The sequence below is a fragment of the Flavobacterium arabinosi genome, from assembly GCF_048158725.1.
In the GTDB taxonomy this organism is placed as follows: domain Bacteria; phylum Bacteroidota; class Bacteroidia; order Flavobacteriales; family Flavobacteriaceae; genus Flavobacterium; species Flavobacterium arabinosi.
Map to the genome: position 1 here is coordinate 460,450 of NZ_JBLNKX010000002.1, position 16,102 is coordinate 476,551.

Consider the following 16,102-nt stretch of genomic DNA (forward strand, 5'->3'; position numbering starts at 1 on the left):
AATGGATTTACTACCTACAATAGACGTTACAAATTTACCCAAACATTTAGCCATTATAATGGATGGAAATGGTCGTTGGGCGAAACAAAAAGGACTTTTAAGAGCTTTAGGGCATGAAAGTGGAACAAAATCAGTTAAAAAAATAATAGAAGCCAGTGCTAAATTAGGTATAGAATATCTTACGCTTTACGCTTTTTCTACTGAAAACTGGAACAGACCAAAACTGGAAGTAGAAACGTTAATGAGAGTTTTGATCAATTCACTAAAAAAAGAACTGATCACATTACAAAAAAATAACATCAAACTGAATGCTATTGGTAACCTGGAAAAATTACCAAAATCTGCGCAAAAGGAACTTCTCGATGTAATAAATAAAACAAAGAACAACACGCAAATGACATTAACACTGGCGTTAAGCTATGGTTCCAGAGAGGAATTAGTCAATGCGGTTAAAAACATCTGTAGTAAAGTTAAAAATAATATAATTTCAATAGACACTATTGACGATTCAATTATAAATGAGCATCTTTACACGCAAAATTTACCTGACGTAGATTTATTAATACGAACCAGCGGAGAACATAGAATAAGTAATTTTTTGTTGTGGCAGATAGCCTATGCAGAATTATATTTTACTGATATATTGTGGCCAGACTTTAAAGAACAAGATTTATATGAGGCTATTATTAGTTATCAAAAAAGAGAACGTAGATTTGGAAAAACAAGTGAACAAATTAAATAATTTTTTAGTGTTACATAAAAGCATAAAAACAGTCCTTACAATTTTGATTTTTGGTAGTTTTACTCAAATTAAAGCTCAAGAAAGAGTTCCTTTTGACCAGGGAAAAAAATACATTCTAGCCGATGTAGCAGTTATTGGAAAAATAAGTTTCAATTCTCAGACCGTGGTAACTTTTGCAGGACTTCAAAAAGGACAGGAAATTACAATTCCGGGTGAAGAAATAAGCAGCGCTATTAAAAAACTTGGGAAACTTGGACTTTTTGATGAAATTTCATTTTACGTTAATAGAATCCAAAACGACAGTATTTATCTTGACTTAAACATCGCAGAATTACCTAAGTTAAATGAGGTGAAATTTGTTGGCATAAAGAAAAACAAAACTGAAGGTTTAATTAAAGATAATGGTCTTACTAAAAATAAAATCGTAAATGAAAATTTAATTACCACTACCAAAAATTACATTGAAAATAAATATAAAAAAGATGGCTACTATAACACTAAAGTAACTATAAATACCATTAAAGACACTACAACAATAAATCAAGTAAATATGCTTGTAAATATTGATAAAGGCCAAAAAATAAAAATTCAAAATATTGATTTTGTGGGCAATACAAAATTATCGGACAAAGTTTTGCGTAAAGCGATGAAAGATACGAAACAGAAAAATTTTATTCGAGTCTTAAAAGCATCTAAGTTTATACAAGCAAAATATAAAACCGATTTAGAAAAAGTAATAGCCGTTTATAAAGAAAAAGGATATCGTGATGCCCGAATACTTTCGGATTCTGTTACTTACAACAAAGACAAAAATGCATTGTCAATTAAAATAAATGTAGAAGAGGGAAACAAATACTATTTTGGAAATATTAAATTTTTAGGAAATACTGTTTATTCAGATCAATTATTGAGCAGAATATTAGGTGTTAAAAAAGGAGAAATCTATAATGGTGTACTTCTTGAAAAGAGAATTGCAGATAAATCTAAACCTGATGGCGAAGACATTACCAATTTATATCAAAACAACGGGTATTTATTTTCAAATATAAATGCGGTAGAGGTAAAAACAGCAAACGACACTATCGATTTCGAGATAAGAGTTACTGAAGGACCTTTGGCCTATTTTAATAAAATTACGGTTGTAGGAAACGACAAAACAAATGACCGTGTAATTTATAGAGAACTAAGAACTAAACCGGGAGAAAAATACAGTAAAGAAGAATTAGTAAGAACAATCCGTGAAATAGGACAATTAGGATTTTTTGATCCCGAAACGATTGATCCAAAATTCAAGAATGTAGATTCTGGCGCAGGAACTGTTGATATTGAATACAATCTTGTTGAAAAAGGCTCTAGCCAAATAGAACTACAAGGTGGTTATGGCGGAGGTGGTTTCATAGGTACTTTGGGATTATCATTTAACAATTTCTCTGCAAGAAATCTTTTGAATAAAGATGCTTACAAACCATTGCCAATGGGAGATGGTCAAAAAGTTTCGTTGAGATTACAAGGAAGTACGTACTTTCAAACCTATAGTATGTCATTTTCTGAACCTTGGTTTGGACAAAAAAAACCAGTACAATTTAGCACATCACTATCGTATAGCAAACAGTTTTTAAATAATTATGTAACACAAAGAGTTGATAAAACTAAAAGTTTTAATATCCTTACTTTGTCAGTTGGTTTAGCTAAAAGATTAACAGTGCCGGATGATTTCTTTGTATTGTCCCAATCTATAAGTTACCAACATTATGACTTACATAATTACAACACAGGGTTATTTACATTTGGAAATGGAACCTCAAGAAACTTAGCTTACACAATAGGTCTAACCAGAAGTAACAAAGGGGTAAATCCAATTTTCCCAACATACGGCTCAGAGTTTAGTATTTCGGCAAAAGTGACTCCTCCATACTCTTTGATAAATGGAACTGATTATGCAACATTAAGTGACCAACAAGAATATAAATACAAGTATACAGGAGCAACGTATACCGGTTCAAACGGAATACAAGTAAATGAAGGAGATTATGTTGAAGCTATTCCTAGCACAACAAATGTTACTCCAAATAAAGTTTCTAATTACCAAGATGCTGCTGCTGACCCAGCTAAAGTGGATCAGAAGAAATTTAATTGGTTAGAATATTATAAAATTAAGTTTAAAGCAGACTGGTACACAAAAATTTATGGTAAATTAGTACTCCGAACTTTAACTGAATTTGGATTCCTTGGAGCATACAACCAAGATAGAGGTGTTGTGCCGTTCGAAAGATTCTATGTAGGTGGAGATGGACTAGCAAATTACTCTATGGATGGTCGAGAAACTATTCAATTGAGAGGATATCCAAACAACTCATTAACTCCGGTAAACAGTTCTGGTGAGCAAATTGGAGCAACAGTTTATAATAAATTTTCATTGGAAATGCGTTATCCTATAACACTGAAATCTTCAGCATCTATATATGCATTAACGTTTTTAGAAGCAGGTTCTTCTTATGCAAATTTCAAAAGCTACAATCCATTTGCATTGAGTCGTTCCGCAGGAGCTGGTTTACGTGTATTCATGCCTGCATTTGGATTATTAGGAATAGATTTCGGATATGGTTTCGATGCCTTGCCTGGAACAGCCAAACCAAACGGATGGGAAACCCATTTTATTATTGGACAACAATTTTAAAAAAATTAGTTAAAAATTTTTCTAATACATTAAAGTTATGAGAAAACAATTTTTATTTATATTTTTAGCGCTGACAGTAGTAAATACAGTTCATGCGCAAACTAGGGGGACCAAAGTAGGTTACATTGACATGGAGTATATTCTTCAGAATGTACCAGATTATACCGAAGCGACAATCCAATTAGAGCAAAAAGCCCAAAAATGGAAACAAGAGATTGAAGTTAAAAAAAATGAAATTGATAAGTTGAAAAATGCATTAAGGGCTGAGCAAGCTTTATTGACAAAAGAACTTATCAACGAAAGAGAAACAGAAATTAAGTTCCTTGAAAACGAGAATTTAGATTACCAACAAAAAAGATTTGGAGCCAACGGAGATTTGATTCAACAAAAATCAGTTCTGGCAAAGCCAATACAAGATCAAGTTTTTACTGCTGTACAAGATATCGCAGAAGCAAAAAAATATGATTTTATTTTTGATAAATCTTCTGATTTGACCATGCTTTTTGCAGCAAAAAGATTTGACATCAGCGATCAGGTTGTACGCGTATTGAATCGAACTGAAAAGAGAGAACAATTAAGCAAAAAACAACTTAAGGAAGAGGAAGCAAAAGAAAATAAAGAGGACGCATTGGATGAAAATCCAGTTTTGGCCGACAGACAAAAGGCATTGGATGAAAAAAAAGCAGCTAGAGATAAAATTATAGCTGACAGGAAATTACTTCAAGAAGAAAAGAAAAAAGAATTTGAAGAAAGAAGACAACAACTTCTATCTGAGAGAGAAGCGAAAAAGTCCGGAATTGTAACCGATAGTAAAAAAACGACAACAACTGATAAAGCCCAAGAAATTGAAGCTGCAAAAACAGCTGTTATCGAAGCAAAGCAAAAACAGGCGGAACTTCGAGCAAAAACACTGGATGATCGTAAAAAACTGATTGAAGATCGCAAAAAAGTAGCTGAAGAGAAAAGAAAACAAATACTCGAGGAAAGAGAAGCGAAAAAAAATGGCACGATTTCTGCCTCTGCTAAAACAGAAGATTTAAAAACTAAAACGACAGTCAATGATTCGACTGGAGTGCCTCCAACAACAGTAGAAGATGCTAAACTGAAACAAGAGGAGTTAAAAACAAAAGTTTTAGAAGAGCGTAAAAAAGTCTTGGAAGATCGTAAAAAAGCTTTAGAAGAAAAAAGAAAAAAAACTCTTGAAGAAAGGGAAGCTATTAAAAAAGCAGCAGCAGAAAAATTAAAAGAAAATACAAACAAAAATTAATACTAAATATTTTAAAAACGATGAAACAAATCAAAACTTTACTAATTGCCGGAATACTTTTTTTTGGTGCAAACCAAACTATTAATGCACAAGCAAAAACTGCTCACGTTGATGTAAGTGAGATTATGGCAAAAATGCCAGCAATGTTAGAAGCTCAAAAACAATTGGAGAAATTGAGCGGAACTTATGATGCTGATTACAAGAAAATGGTTGAAGAATACCAAACAAAATTAAAAAAATACGAAGCAGAATCTGCAACAGTAACTGAAGTTGTAAATGGAGAACGTTCTAAAGAAGTTCAAGATATGCAAAAAAGAATTGTTGATTTTAGAGATAATGCTCAAAAAGAATTACAACAAAAAGAATCTGATATCGTAAAACCTTTAATGGAAAAAGTAAGAACTTCTATCCAAAAAGTTGGTAAAGCAAAAGGATTTCAATATGTATTAGATGGTTCTACTCTTTTACTTGCTGATGGTCCAAACTTGACTATTGATGTAAAAAAAGATTTAGGTTTCTAAAAAACCAATAATAGTTCAAATAACTGCTCACCCAAATTTGGGATCGAGCAGTTTTTTTTGTTAAAATAATTTTTAGGATATTTAAATGGTAGCACTTAACTTTGTTTCTATGGACAACAATAAACCAATCGGAATTTTTGACTCAGGTATTGGAGGCACTTCAATTTGGAGGGCAATTCATGATTTACTCCCTAATGAAAAAACAATCTATTTAGCGGATAGCAAGAATGCTCCCTATGGTCAAAAATCGAAAGATGAAATTGTCGCCTTAAGTATGAAAAACACTGATTTTCTGCTAAAAATGAACTGTAAATTGATTGTAGTAGCTTGTAATACCGCAACCACGAATGCCATTCGAGAATTACGAGAAAAATACGATGTCCCTTTCATAGGTATTGAACCGGCCATAAAACCTGCTGCGACTCATTCTAAGACACAAATCATAGGAATACTTGCTACACAAGGCACATTAAACAGTGAGCTTTTTAATAAGACTACTGAAATGTATCAAGACACCAAAATAATTGAGCAAGTAGGCCATGGATTAGTGCAACTGATTGAAAATGGCGACATCAATTCGCCGGAAATGACAAAACTACTTCACTCCTATCTCACCCCTATGATTGAAGCTAACATTGATTATTTAGTATTAGGATGTAGTCATTATCCATATTTGATTCCTCAAATAAAAAAAATACTGCCGGAGCATATTCACATCATCGATTCTGGTGAAGCTGTCGCCAAACAGACTCAAAAAATATTAAAAGAAAAAATAGGGATATCATCAGCCGAAAAAAGCGAACCTATTTTCTATACCAATAGCAATTCAAAGGTTTTAACTGAAATTTTAGAAAAGAAATATGCTGTTGAAGAAATAGATTTTTAATCTATTCAAATTTCCTTTTGACAAACCAAATCCCATCTAAACCCAAATTAATAGATAATTTGTGAAAATTTTCTTTGAGGAGTCCATCACTGATTCCTCTCTTTTTATAATAGAACGCAGTGAGTTGATCAATAATAGTAGTTGTTTTAGTATTTTAAATGGATTGACGACAGTACAATAAAACAATTCCCAAGTAATGTTGACGAAGTGTTTAAGATATGCAAAGTCTTGTTCTTTTTCTTGCCTATTCTTATAATTATTGAAAAGCGAAATAGATTACTCTTCCTCTTTGAACCAACTGGAATACATTACGTAATTATTCGAAATACGTTCGATTTCTCCTGCAAAATCAGATTGATCAATGTCTTTTACCTTTTTAGCAGGAACACCAGCCCAAATTGACCCGGAACCAACAATTGTATTTTGGGTAATAACAGCACCGGCAGCAACAATAGAATTACTTTCGATCACACAATTATCCATAACAATTGCGCCCATTCCAATCAAGACATTGTCATGAACGGTACACCCATGTACAATGGCATTATGGCCAATAGAAACATTATTCCCTATAATTGTTGGATGCTTTTTATATGTACAATGAATAATAGCACCATCCTGAATATTTACTTTATTCCCTATTTTGATGAAATTCACATCACCCCTTATTACGGCATTAAACCAAACACTACATGAAGTACCGAAACTCACATCGCCAACAATAGTGGCATTCTCAGCTACATAACAATCTTCAGGTATGGAAGGTGTTTTACCGTTAACAGATTTAATTAACATAAATAAAATAAATTAATTGATTGCAGGACACTTACATTCGTATTTTTCAGGCTTACAAAATAAGTTGATTCCCAAAGTGATCTGATGAAAGCCACCATTATCAAATTTCACAGGACCTGACACGTGTGAATACGTATAAGCAAACATGAAATTATTGAAATTAACACCAACAATAGGAGTAATATATTGAAGTTTCTGTTTAGAAACTCCTGAACCATTAGTATATTCTGCTCCGTCTAAACTTCTACGGTAGGACAAACCTCCCCAAAGCCTTCCAAAATCCATATTTTTATATGCCTTGATATTAAAGTCAATTGATTTTTCTTTTGTCTTATCCACCAGTTGAAATAAAAATGATGGTTCCCATAATATTTTATCCGCATCACCAAAAACATAACCGGCACTCAATAAATATTTTCTCAAATTATCACTTTCATATTCTGTGTAAATATCTCTTCTGGTTTCAACGGCATTTTTAACTGTACCATGAACATAAAAATCTAAATAATTATAGGATGCTCCAATATCAAAATTGAAATAAGAATCTTTTTGTACAACTGTTCCATCAATAATAGGATCAAAATCACCTGATTGCAAAAACTCTGTTTCGTCTAATTGGCTTTGAATCAATCCTGCGCTAATACCAAAAGACAATTGATTTAAATCAATTTCATCTCTTGAAAACATAAGGTGATACGCATAAGTGAACTTGACTCCTTTTTGAGAATGATACCCATTTTTATCATTAAAAAGAATAATTCCCGCTCCAGCCTTTTCCCCTATTCGACCATTAAAACTAAGTGTTTGAAGTTCTGGCGCATCTTCCTGGCTAAACCATTGTTTACGTGCCGTAAGTCTAATTTTCGCACAGTTTGCTGCTCCAGCCATTGAAGGATGTATCAAATAATAATTATCCGATAGATAATCAGAATATACAGCAACTCCTTCTTGTGAAAAAGAATACTGATATACAAAAAACAGGACCGCAAAAATTTTAATTTTGTTATACATAGAAATACTATTATATAAAGGAATTGCTGACTCAATGAGAGGTATATATACCTTGTTAATAACTAAATTATTGTTAATTTATTTTATTAAAATTCAAATATAGCTATTCGTGGAAAATAACTTTACTAAATTTGTAAAAATTTACTAAGATCATGACAAAAATTAGCATAAAAGAAACACAAAACCCAACGATATTAAAATTTGAATTTGCAGATTTTATTACTCAAAATGAAAGTTTTGAATTCAAAAATATTGATGAGGCTAAATCTTCACCACTTGCCCAACAACTATTTTATTTACCATTTGTAAAAACAATTTATATCTCCGGAAACTTCATCGCTATCGAAAAATATAGCATTGTGGAATGGGAAGATGTAAAAGATGCTGTGGCAGAACAAATAGAAAAATTTGTAAATGATGGTGGAATAATCATTACCCCAGACGAAAACAAAACAAAAAAACAGCCTATAACCGTTTACGGAGAAACAACTCCTAATCCAGCAGCTTTAAAATTTGTGGTGAGCCGAATGTTGACCAAAAATGCAATTGAATTCAAAAACATTGATCAAACTGCTGCTTCGCCATTGGCAAAAGAACTATTCAAATTTCCATACGTAAAAGAAGTTTTCATTGACGAAAACTACATCTCCGTAACCAAATATGAAATCAATGAATGGCAGGAAATCACCTTAGAAATAAGAAGTTTCATCAAGCAATATATTGAAAATGGAGGAACTGTTTTAGATGAAAATTTCATTGAAGCCGTAACAGCTGAAGAAAACACTAAAGCAAAAGAATTTAACAATCTGGATGTCACTTCACAACAAATCATCAACATATTAGAGGAATATGTAAAACCAGCTGTACAAGCAGACGGAGGTAATATTGCATTTGACTCTTATAACGAAGCTGACAAAACCGTAAAAGTAATCCTTCAAGGAGCTTGCAGCGGTTGCCCATCTTCAACATTTACTTTAAAAAGCGGTATCGAAAACATGTTGAAAAGCATGTTGAACGATGAAGGAATTAAAGTGGAAGCCATTAACGCATAAACAAACTAAAAATACACATTTAATTGAAAATGTTATAGTTACATAAAATAATTACCCTTTTAAATAGAAATTTTAAATAAAAATAGGTACATTTAATCTTTAACTTAACAAATAGAAATTATGTCAGTATTAAAAGTAATTGAAGTGCTTTCCAGTTCAGATATAAGTTGGGAAGATGCAGCTCGAAAAGGAGTTGCAAAGGCGGCTAAATCCGTAAAACACATCCGTTCTGTATACATTAAAGACCATAGTGCAGCCGTAAGTGGAGGAGAAATCACAGAATATAGAGTCAACCTAAAATTAACTTTCGAACTCGAATAGATTAATTTGACTCAATTAATTTAAGCGTTTCATTTGAGACGCTTTTTTTATTTATAATTTATTTTTTAGGATTTCCGATATCCTTCCAATCTTTTCACTGCTACTATTTCCACAAAAATAAACAAACTTAAAATCCTCTCTTTTTAGCTTCCCAATATAAAAATAACGAAACGCTTTTATGTTTATCAAAACCAAACTTATTTAGCGCCAAATACTGATTTTCAGCAAATTATTAACAGTTTAATAAAGTGTTCTTAGAAAAAATTGCTTAATATTGTAAGTCTAATCAAATATAAACAACATGGGACTATCTTCATTTTTAAAAAATTTGTTTGGCTCAGCCAAAGAAACAGCCAGTGAATTAGCAGATAAAGCCGAAACAACTTTTGAACATGCTAAAGAATCCGCAGCACCTTACATTGAAAAAGCAGAAACATTCGCTGAGGAAACATTTGATAAAGCAAAAGTAACTGCCGCACCAATTTTAGAAAAAGTAGAAACATTCGCTGAGGAAACATTTGATAAAGTAAAAGAAACTGCTGCGCCAATTTTAACTAAAGTAGAAAATTTTACCGGTCATACCAAGGAAACAACAAGTGATGCTTTAGGAAAAGCAGTTGAAAGCGTAAAAGAAAAAACTGAAGTAACTGCTGATGAAGTTAAAAATGTAGCCAGTGAAACCAAAGCAGTAGCTTCCGAAGCTGCTGAAACTATTACCGAAAAAACAAGTAAATTGGCAAATGATACCGATTCAGAAGCTACAGAAATTGCCAAAAAAACCATAAATAGAATAGACGAAGATGCTGATTAATTTATAAAAAAAATATTTGTATTTTTGCACTTCAAACCTAAACCTTCTCTTTTGAGAGGGTTTTTTATTACTCAAAAATGAATTTAGACCCGAATCAATTTACTGATTACGCCAGTACTTTTGTAAAAGCATTAATCGATTATTCTCCAAAATTAATTTCTGCATTTGTTATTTTATTTGCTGGACTTTATATCATTCGGCTTCTAAACAGATTCATAAGAAGGATAATGATAAAAAGAGATTTAGACCCTACTTTGACTAAGTTTCTTGCCGATATTTTACTTTGGGTTTTAAGAGTCTTATTATTTGTATCCTTCATCTCAAAACTAGGAATAGAAACTTCATCTTTTGTAGCTATTCTTGGCGCAATGGGACTTGCAGTAGGTTTATCACTTCAAGGTTCTTTATCTAATTTTGCAGGTGGAATGCTAATTATTATGTTCAAACCATTTAAAGTTGGCCATACGATTGAAGCGCAAGGCGTGATTGGGACAGTAAGTGAAATCCAAATATTTGTGACCAAATTAATCAACGGGAACAATCAAACCATTTTTATTCCAAATGGATCTTTATCTAATGGCACTATTATCAATTATTCTTTGCAAGGATTTAGAAGAGCCGATTTGACGATTGCTATTTCCTATGATACTGACATTAAAAAAGCAAGAGAAATCATTACAACAGTTTTAGACAACAATCCAAAAATACTTAAAACGCCCATTCCTGAAGTTTCAGTCAAGAATTTAACGGACAATGCCATCCAACTTGCAGTTAGACCATGGGCAAATAATGAAGATTTTGGCGAAGTTTTCTCTCAAACTTTAGAAAGCTGTAAGATTGCATTTGATGCTGCCGGAATCGTCATTCAACCTTTTGCAAAAGGATTATCTAAGACCGATTCTTAATTTATATAATTGTTATTTCTTTGAAGTAGTAATCATAAAATCTTTCAGATAATACGGTTCAAAATAAGCGACATCTACCGTGTCGTTTATTTTGAATTTTTCAAAACTTAACAAACTCATTTCTTTGGCTGACGGATATTTGATATCGTCCAAAAAAACAAAATTATCTTTAGTCAAAACTGTTTTGCATTTCTCTGAACAATCTCCCACAAAATAGAGTGTTTCCTGGAAATCTTCAAATGAATTTTCAGTTATAATTTCAGCTAAAGTCCCTCTTTTATTTTCAAAATTAGGAGTGAAAATGGCGCTATATACTTCCATTCTCCTGGCATCAATCATTGGGATAATTAACCCATCTGAAACTGTCACCTGAGAAGCTAAAATTTTCAATGTATCAACAGCAATCAAAGGAATGTCTAAAGCGAAACAAAGGCCCTTTGCGGCAGAAACTCCTATTCGCAATCCAGTATAAGACCCAGGGCCCTGACTTACCGCTACAGCGGCTAAATCTTTGAAAGTAATTCCTGCTTCTTGTATAATTTCTTCAATAAAAACATGTAATCGTTCGGCGTGAGAATACCCTTCTTCTGCAATTTCTTTGCACAAAATTGTTTTTCCTTCTTTTGCAAGAGCAACAGAACAGTTTTTTGTGGCAGTTTCAATATTAAGTATGTAATCCAATTTTATTTTATTTTAACGTGAAAATCACAATCATAAAATAAAATTTACAATTGTGATTTTCAAATATATGTACTTTATGCATTATTTCTTGCTTTCTTCTTTATCTTTTTCTGTTTTTAACGTTACTTTATCTCCAGAATTAAGCTCTTTAGAAACTGTAGTGTAAGGTCCTGTAATAACTACATCTCCTTTTTTAAGTCCAGTTAAAACTTCAATATTAGTATCATCCTGAATTCCAGTTTTAATAATTCTTATTTTAGCTTTATCACCTACTTTTACAAAAACACATTCAAATTTCTTATCACTCTTAGGTGCTGCTTTTTTCTCATCGGATTTAGGATCCTCAATTTTCATTTCCTTAACAGCAGCGGTATCTGATTTTACCACAACTGAACTTATTGGCACAGACAATACATTCTTTTTTGTTTTGGTAATAATATCAACTGTAGCCGTCATTCCAGGTCTAAAAGGAGAATAAGCTGCCGGTTTCCCTTGTAATAAATCCTGATATGATTCTTTAAGTATTCTTACTTTAACTTTAAAATTAGTTACTTGGTCAGCCGTCAAAGAAGAACTAGCCGAGTTAGAAATACTGGTAACAATCCCTTTAAATTGTTTTTTCAAATAAGCATCAACTTCAACTTTTGCTTCATCACCCACTTTTATTTTTACAATGTCATTTTCATTTACATCAACTTCAACTTCCATGTTATTGAGGTTAGCAACTCGCAACAATTCTGTTCCAGCCATTTGTTGCGTTCCCAAAACACGTTCTCCAAGTTCTACGTTAAGCACCGAAATAGTTCCGTCGGCAGGTGCATAAATAATTGTTCGTCCTAGATTATCTTGAGCTTCATTTACAGAAGCAGAAGCACTTTTTACATTAAAATAGGCTGTTTGTTTGGTCGCTTTTGCAACCTCAAAAGAAGCAATTGATTTATCCCAATCTGATCTGGAAATAATTCCTTTATCGAACAACGTTTTATTTCTGTCATAACTTGCTTTGGCTTCTTTAAAAGAGGCATCTGCCTGACTCAAACCTGCTTTAGTTCCTGATAAATTGGCAACTGTTCTATTTAAACCAGAAGTATACAAATCTGGATTTATCTTGACCAACAAATCTCCTTTTTTGACTACTTGTCCTTCTTTTATAGGTAACGAAATAATTTCTCCTGAAACCATAGAAGATATTTTTACTTCAATTTCAGGCTGAATTTTCCCCGTAGCAGAAACTGTTTCCACTATTGTAGTAGCATCAACTTGGGCAATTTCTACTTCTTTGCCTTTATCTTTATTTCCAATAATTCCTTTTTTTGAAAGTACTATCAATACTGCAATAATAACCACTGCACTACTAATTAAGATATAAATCGTTTTTTTTGACATAATAAACTAGTTTTTAATGATTGGAATTCCAAAATAGAATTCTAAAATTTTAATTTTAAAAATGTAATCGTATTTTGTTCTAAGAACCTCTGATTGTGCATTAGTAAGTAACGTTTGTGATTGGTTGAAATCAAAAGAGTTCATCAAACCTACCGCATATTTTTCTTTCGCATAATTATAAGCTTCCTGTCTTGATTCTAATGCTATAATGGAAGATTCATGAGCATTCAGTGCTCCTTTAGCATCCGTGAAAGCAGTAAAAACATTTCTTTGCAAATCTAAATCCTGCTGTTCTAATGCAATTTTTGATTTTTCTAAACTTACTTTAGAACGCTCCACATTATTTCTTGCTGAAAACCCATTAAAAATTGGGACAGACAATTGCGCTCCAAAAGATTGTCCTTTGTTGTTACTGAATTGATCCCAAAATGGCAATGCATTTCCTAATACAGGAGAAAAATTATTTTGTAAAACATTTTGATTTGTCCCTTGTACATACCCAACTATAGATGTAGGATTTGATGTATTAGGCTGAACACCTACAACTCTGTCACTGTAAGCAACCCTGGAACTAAAACTATAGAATCCTTGAAGAGTCGGTTGAAACGCCCCTTTTGCAATAGCAACATTTTTTTCTGCTATCTCCAAATTGGTTTTAGCAATTTTCAATTCGATTTTATTTTCTTTTGCTTTATCGTAGATTTCTGCCGGAGTTTGCGCTAAAATATTGTTCTCATCTTTAGCATTAGTATCATCGACGATATCAAAGTTCTCAAATTCTTTTAATTGTAACAATTGAGCCAAACTCAATTTTGAAATTAATAAAGCATTCTCAGCAGCGATAACATTTTGATTATTAGACGCAACAGTCGCTTTTATATCCAACAAATCTCCACGGGGAATTGACCCTGCATTTACTAATTCTTCTGAACGGGAGTATTGTTTTTGATTGATTCCTAATTGTTCTTGTTGCACTTTTAAATTTTCTTTATTAAAAAGAATCTGTAAAAAAGCATTGGCAACATTTAACGCAACATCTTCCTGCATTTTTTGCAATTGATATTTCGCTGCTACTATTGAAAGATTGGCTTTACGAAGTGTATTTTGATTTTGCAATCCTTTATAAATATCAATCCCAATATTTGCTCCTGCAGAGGTAAACTGAGTTGTTTTATTTTGTAAAAGTCCTGTTGTAATATCCTGATTCAAACCAATATTCCATGAATGAGACGCATTGGCATTTAAGGAGGGAAGAAAATTTCCTATTGCCCCTTTTTTATCAATTGCAGCCGTTTTAGAATCTAATTCGGTTTGCTTGATTGAAATATTGTTTTGTATCGCATATTTCACACATTCTTCTAAGGTCCACTTTTTAGATTGTGCCTGAATGGTAATGCTAAAAACTAACATTAGAATTAAACTAAGAAAACTTCTTTTTCCCATATATTTCGAATAAAAGTGCAGTATCACTGCTAAACAAATTTAAGTTTTTCTATTAAAGAACTTAGAAATATTATAAAATAATTCACAACAGAATCCGTTATAAAAACAATTAGACTTTGAAAATTAGCATTTGTTACAAAAAATACTAAAAATATATTTGTTTTGTTAATTTTGCTCTTTTAAACTAAAACAAAATGCTAAAATCCTTTTCAATCTTATTGATTATCCTTCTTATCGTGTTGATTTCAGGTTGTTCCACTTCTCAAAAAATAGCCACATTAAAGCCGGAACCTGATGATGCTGTTCCATTAGTTTACGAAAATATTCCTTCTTTTATCAATTTACCAATTAGCATAAAACTAAAAGATATTGAAAATCAGACTAACTCGCTCTTAAACGGATTAATCTATGAAGACAACACTATTGAAGATGACGACATAGAAATGAAAGTTTGGAAACAGGCACCAATTACAATTACTAATGATAAAGGAGTTTCTGGAGAGAAAATAAAAACTATTTTACCACTCAAGGCTATAGTAAAATATAGAATTGGCACAAAAAAAATGGGTGTTGAATTTTATGACACACGAGAATTCAATCTAGATGGCGTGGTGACCTTAATAAGTGACACCGGCTTAATTAATTGGAAATTAAATACTAAAACTGAATTAAAATCATTAGACTGGAACGAAAGTCCAACGATGACCGTTTTTGGAAAAAATGTTCCCGTTACATACCTGATTAATCCCGGAATCAAGCTTTTTAAATCAAAAATTGAAAAGAAGATTGACGATGCTATAGCAAAATCTATGGATTTCAAACCTAATGTTCTTACCGCATTAGAGAAAATTTGCACTCCCTTTCAAATGAATGAAGAATATCAAAGCTGGCTTCGTATTATTCCAATTGAAATCTATTCCACTACTGCCAAACTAAAAAATGATACTTTTTTGTTAGATATGGGTATGAAATGTTCTATGGAAACATTGATAGGTAAGAAACCTGAATCAAAATTCGACAAAAATAAAATTGTTTTAAAACCTGTTATAAAAATACCTCAAGAAATAACTGCTAATATTATTGCTGTTTCTACTTATGAAGAAGCTTCAAAAATAATGACTAAGAATTTCTCCGGAGAGGAATTTGGTTCTGGGAGTAAGAAAATTAAAGTTCAAAATGTAGCTATTTGGCACAAAAACGGTAAAATGATAATTGCCTTAGATGTATTGGGATCTGTAAACGGAACTATTTATTTAGCAGGTTTTCCACAATATAATGACAAAACGAAAGAAGTATTTTTTGATAAATTAGATTACGCTTTGGACACTAAGAACAAATTAATGCGAACTGCCAACTGGCTGGCTCAAGGATTGGTTTTAAGAAAAATTCAACAAAGTTGTCGCTATTCGATAAAACCAAATTTAGATGAAGGCAAACAAAGCATGATGAATTATTTGAAAAATTATTCACCAATGCCGGGTGTTTTTGTAAATGGAAAAATGGAGGATATTCAATTTCAAAAAATAGAATTAACCAATCAAGCAATCATTGCTTTTATAAAAGTAAAAGGAATTGTAAATGTATCGGTTGACGGTTTAAAATAA

The 16,102-nt window shown here is 32.1% G+C and carries 15 protein-coding genes; 10 read left to right on the plus strand and 5 right to left on the minus strand.

Features of this window, described 5'->3' with window-relative positions; genetic code table 11:
* Position 1: 1 nt before the first annotated feature.
* The 5 genes from ACM55K_RS06140 to murI all read left to right on the plus strand — a co-directional run bounded on the left by ACM55K_RS06140 (position 2) and on the right by murI (position 6,093).
* Positions 2 to 742, plus strand: coding sequence for an isoprenyl transferase (locus tag ACM55K_RS06140; protein WP_416849484.1), 741 nt, complete (start codon positions 2 to 4; stop codon positions 740 to 742).
* A complete protein-coding gene (gene bamA / locus ACM55K_RS06145; protein ID WP_416849356.1) occupies positions 675 to 3,419 on the plus strand; it encodes an outer membrane protein assembly factor BamA in 2,745 nt (914 codons plus the stop codon). The genes ACM55K_RS06140 and bamA overlap by 68 nt, the downstream gene beginning before the upstream one ends.
* 37 nt (positions 3,420 to 3,456) lie before the next feature.
* Positions 3,457 to 4,686, plus strand: coding sequence for an OmpH/Skp family outer membrane protein (locus tag ACM55K_RS06150; protein ID WP_416849357.1), 1,230 nt, complete (start codon positions 3,457 to 3,459; stop codon positions 4,684 to 4,686).
* Between the two features lie 20 nt (positions 4,687 to 4,706).
* On the plus strand, positions 4,707 to 5,207 hold the full coding sequence (locus ACM55K_RS06155; protein ID WP_416849358.1) for an OmpH/Skp family outer membrane protein: 501 nt from the start codon (positions 4,707 to 4,709) through the stop codon (positions 5,205 to 5,207).
* A gap of 109 nt (positions 5,208 to 5,316) precedes the next feature.
* Positions 5,317 to 6,093: a glutamate racemase gene (gene murI, locus ACM55K_RS06160; protein ID WP_416849359.1), complete on the plus strand. Its 777-nt coding sequence runs from the start codon at positions 5,317 to 5,319 to the stop codon at positions 6,091 to 6,093.
* 276 nt (positions 6,094 to 6,369) lie between these two features.
* Here murI and ACM55K_RS06165 read toward each other — a convergent pair whose 3' ends face one another.
* Both ACM55K_RS06165 and ACM55K_RS06170 read right to left on the minus strand, forming a co-directional pair.
* Positions 6,370 to 6,888, minus strand: a complete 519-nt coding sequence (locus ACM55K_RS06165) for a gamma carbonic anhydrase family protein (RefSeq protein WP_416849360.1) — start codon at positions 6,886 to 6,888, stop codon at positions 6,370 to 6,372.
* A 12-nt stretch (positions 6,889 to 6,900) separates the two neighbouring features.
* Entirely contained in the window at positions 6,901 to 7,899 is a 999-nt protein-coding gene (locus ACM55K_RS06170) for a PorP/SprF family type IX secretion system membrane protein (RefSeq protein ID WP_416849361.1), read from the minus strand.
* A gap of 152 nt (positions 7,900 to 8,051) precedes the next feature.
* Between ACM55K_RS06170 and ACM55K_RS06175 the strand changes: the two genes are divergently transcribed.
* From ACM55K_RS06175 to ACM55K_RS06190, 4 genes are all read left to right on the plus strand, one after another.
* Positions 8,052 to 8,951 carry a NifU family protein gene (locus ACM55K_RS06175; RefSeq protein ID WP_416849362.1) on the plus strand — a complete coding sequence of 300 codons (900 nt, stop codon included), beginning with the start codon at positions 8,052 to 8,054 and terminating at the stop codon, positions 8,949 to 8,951.
* Between the two features lie 120 nt (positions 8,952 to 9,071).
* Positions 9,072 to 9,272, plus strand: coding sequence for a dodecin family protein (locus ACM55K_RS06180; RefSeq protein WP_416845068.1), 201 nt, complete (start codon positions 9,072 to 9,074; stop codon positions 9,270 to 9,272).
* A 301-nt stretch (positions 9,273 to 9,573) separates the two neighbouring features.
* Positions 9,574 to 10,083, plus strand: coding sequence for a YtxH domain-containing protein (locus ACM55K_RS06185; protein WP_416849363.1), 510 nt, complete (start codon positions 9,574 to 9,576; stop codon positions 10,081 to 10,083).
* Positions 10,084 to 10,160: 77 nt separating this feature from the next.
* A complete protein-coding gene (locus ACM55K_RS06190; protein ID WP_416849364.1) occupies positions 10,161 to 10,988 on the plus strand; it encodes a mechanosensitive ion channel family protein in 828 nt (275 codons plus the stop codon).
* A 12-nt stretch (positions 10,989 to 11,000) separates the two neighbouring features.
* Here the strand turns inward: ACM55K_RS06190 and tsaB are convergent, their stop codons facing one another.
* The 3 genes from tsaB to ACM55K_RS06205 form a co-directional block, all read right to left on the minus strand.
* Entirely contained in the window at positions 11,001 to 11,669 is a 669-nt protein-coding gene (gene tsaB, locus ACM55K_RS06195) for a tRNA (adenosine(37)-N6)-threonylcarbamoyltransferase complex dimerization subunit type 1 TsaB (RefSeq protein WP_416849365.1), read from the minus strand.
* Positions 11,670 to 11,750: 81 nt separating this feature from the next.
* Complete coding sequence (locus ACM55K_RS06200; RefSeq protein WP_416849366.1) at positions 11,751 to 13,055, minus strand: efflux RND transporter periplasmic adaptor subunit; 1,305 nt, start codon at positions 13,053 to 13,055, stop codon at positions 11,751 to 11,753.
* A 6-nt stretch (positions 13,056 to 13,061) separates the two neighbouring features.
* Positions 13,062 to 14,498: a TolC family protein gene (locus ACM55K_RS06205; RefSeq protein ID WP_416849367.1), complete on the minus strand. Its 1,437-nt coding sequence runs from the start codon at positions 14,496 to 14,498 to the stop codon at positions 13,062 to 13,064.
* A 194-nt stretch (positions 14,499 to 14,692) separates the two neighbouring features.
* Here ACM55K_RS06205 and ACM55K_RS06210 point away from each other — a divergent pair, with 194 nt between their 5' ends.
* Positions 14,693 to 16,102: a DUF4403 family protein gene (locus ACM55K_RS06210; protein WP_416849368.1), complete on the plus strand. Its 1,410-nt coding sequence runs from the start codon at positions 14,693 to 14,695 to the stop codon at positions 16,100 to 16,102.

Coding starts and splice junctions, on each gene's coding strand:
- ACM55K_RS06140 (WP_416849484.1), top strand. CDS start 2: ATGGATTTACTACCTACAATAGACGTTACAAATTTACCCAAACATTTA.
- bamA (WP_416849356.1), top strand. CDS start 675: ATGAGGCTATTATTAGTTATCAAAAAAGAGAACGTAGATTTGGAAAAA.
- ACM55K_RS06150 (WP_416849357.1), top strand. CDS start 3,457: ATGAGAAAACAATTTTTATTTATATTTTTAGCGCTGACAGTAGTAAAT.
- ACM55K_RS06155 (WP_416849358.1), top strand. CDS start 4,707: ATGAAACAAATCAAAACTTTACTAATTGCCGGAATACTTTTTTTTGGT.
- murI (WP_416849359.1), top strand. CDS start 5,317: ATGGACAACAATAAACCAATCGGAATTTTTGACTCAGGTATTGGAGGC.
- ACM55K_RS06165 (WP_416849360.1), bottom strand. CDS start 6,888: ATGTTAATTAAATCTGTTAACGGTAAAACACCTTCCATACCTGAAGAT.
- ACM55K_RS06170 (WP_416849361.1), bottom strand. CDS start 7,899: ATGTATAACAAAATTAAAATTTTTGCGGTCCTGTTTTTTGTATATCAG.
- ACM55K_RS06175 (WP_416849362.1), top strand. CDS start 8,052: ATGACAAAAATTAGCATAAAAGAAACACAAAACCCAACGATATTAAAA.
- ACM55K_RS06180 (WP_416845068.1), top strand. CDS start 9,072: ATGTCAGTATTAAAAGTAATTGAAGTGCTTTCCAGTTCAGATATAAGT.
- ACM55K_RS06185 (WP_416849363.1), top strand. CDS start 9,574: ATGGGACTATCTTCATTTTTAAAAAATTTGTTTGGCTCAGCCAAAGAA.
- ACM55K_RS06190 (WP_416849364.1), top strand. CDS start 10,161: ATGAATTTAGACCCGAATCAATTTACTGATTACGCCAGTACTTTTGTA.
- ACM55K_RS06200 (WP_416849366.1), bottom strand. CDS start 13,055: ATGTCAAAAAAAACGATTTATATCTTAATTAGTAGTGCAGTGGTTATT.
- ACM55K_RS06205 (WP_416849367.1), bottom strand. CDS start 14,498: ATGGGAAAAAGAAGTTTTCTTAGTTTAATTCTAATGTTAGTTTTTAGC.
- ACM55K_RS06210 (WP_416849368.1), top strand. CDS start 14,693: ATGCTAAAATCCTTTTCAATCTTATTGATTATCCTTCTTATCGTGTTG.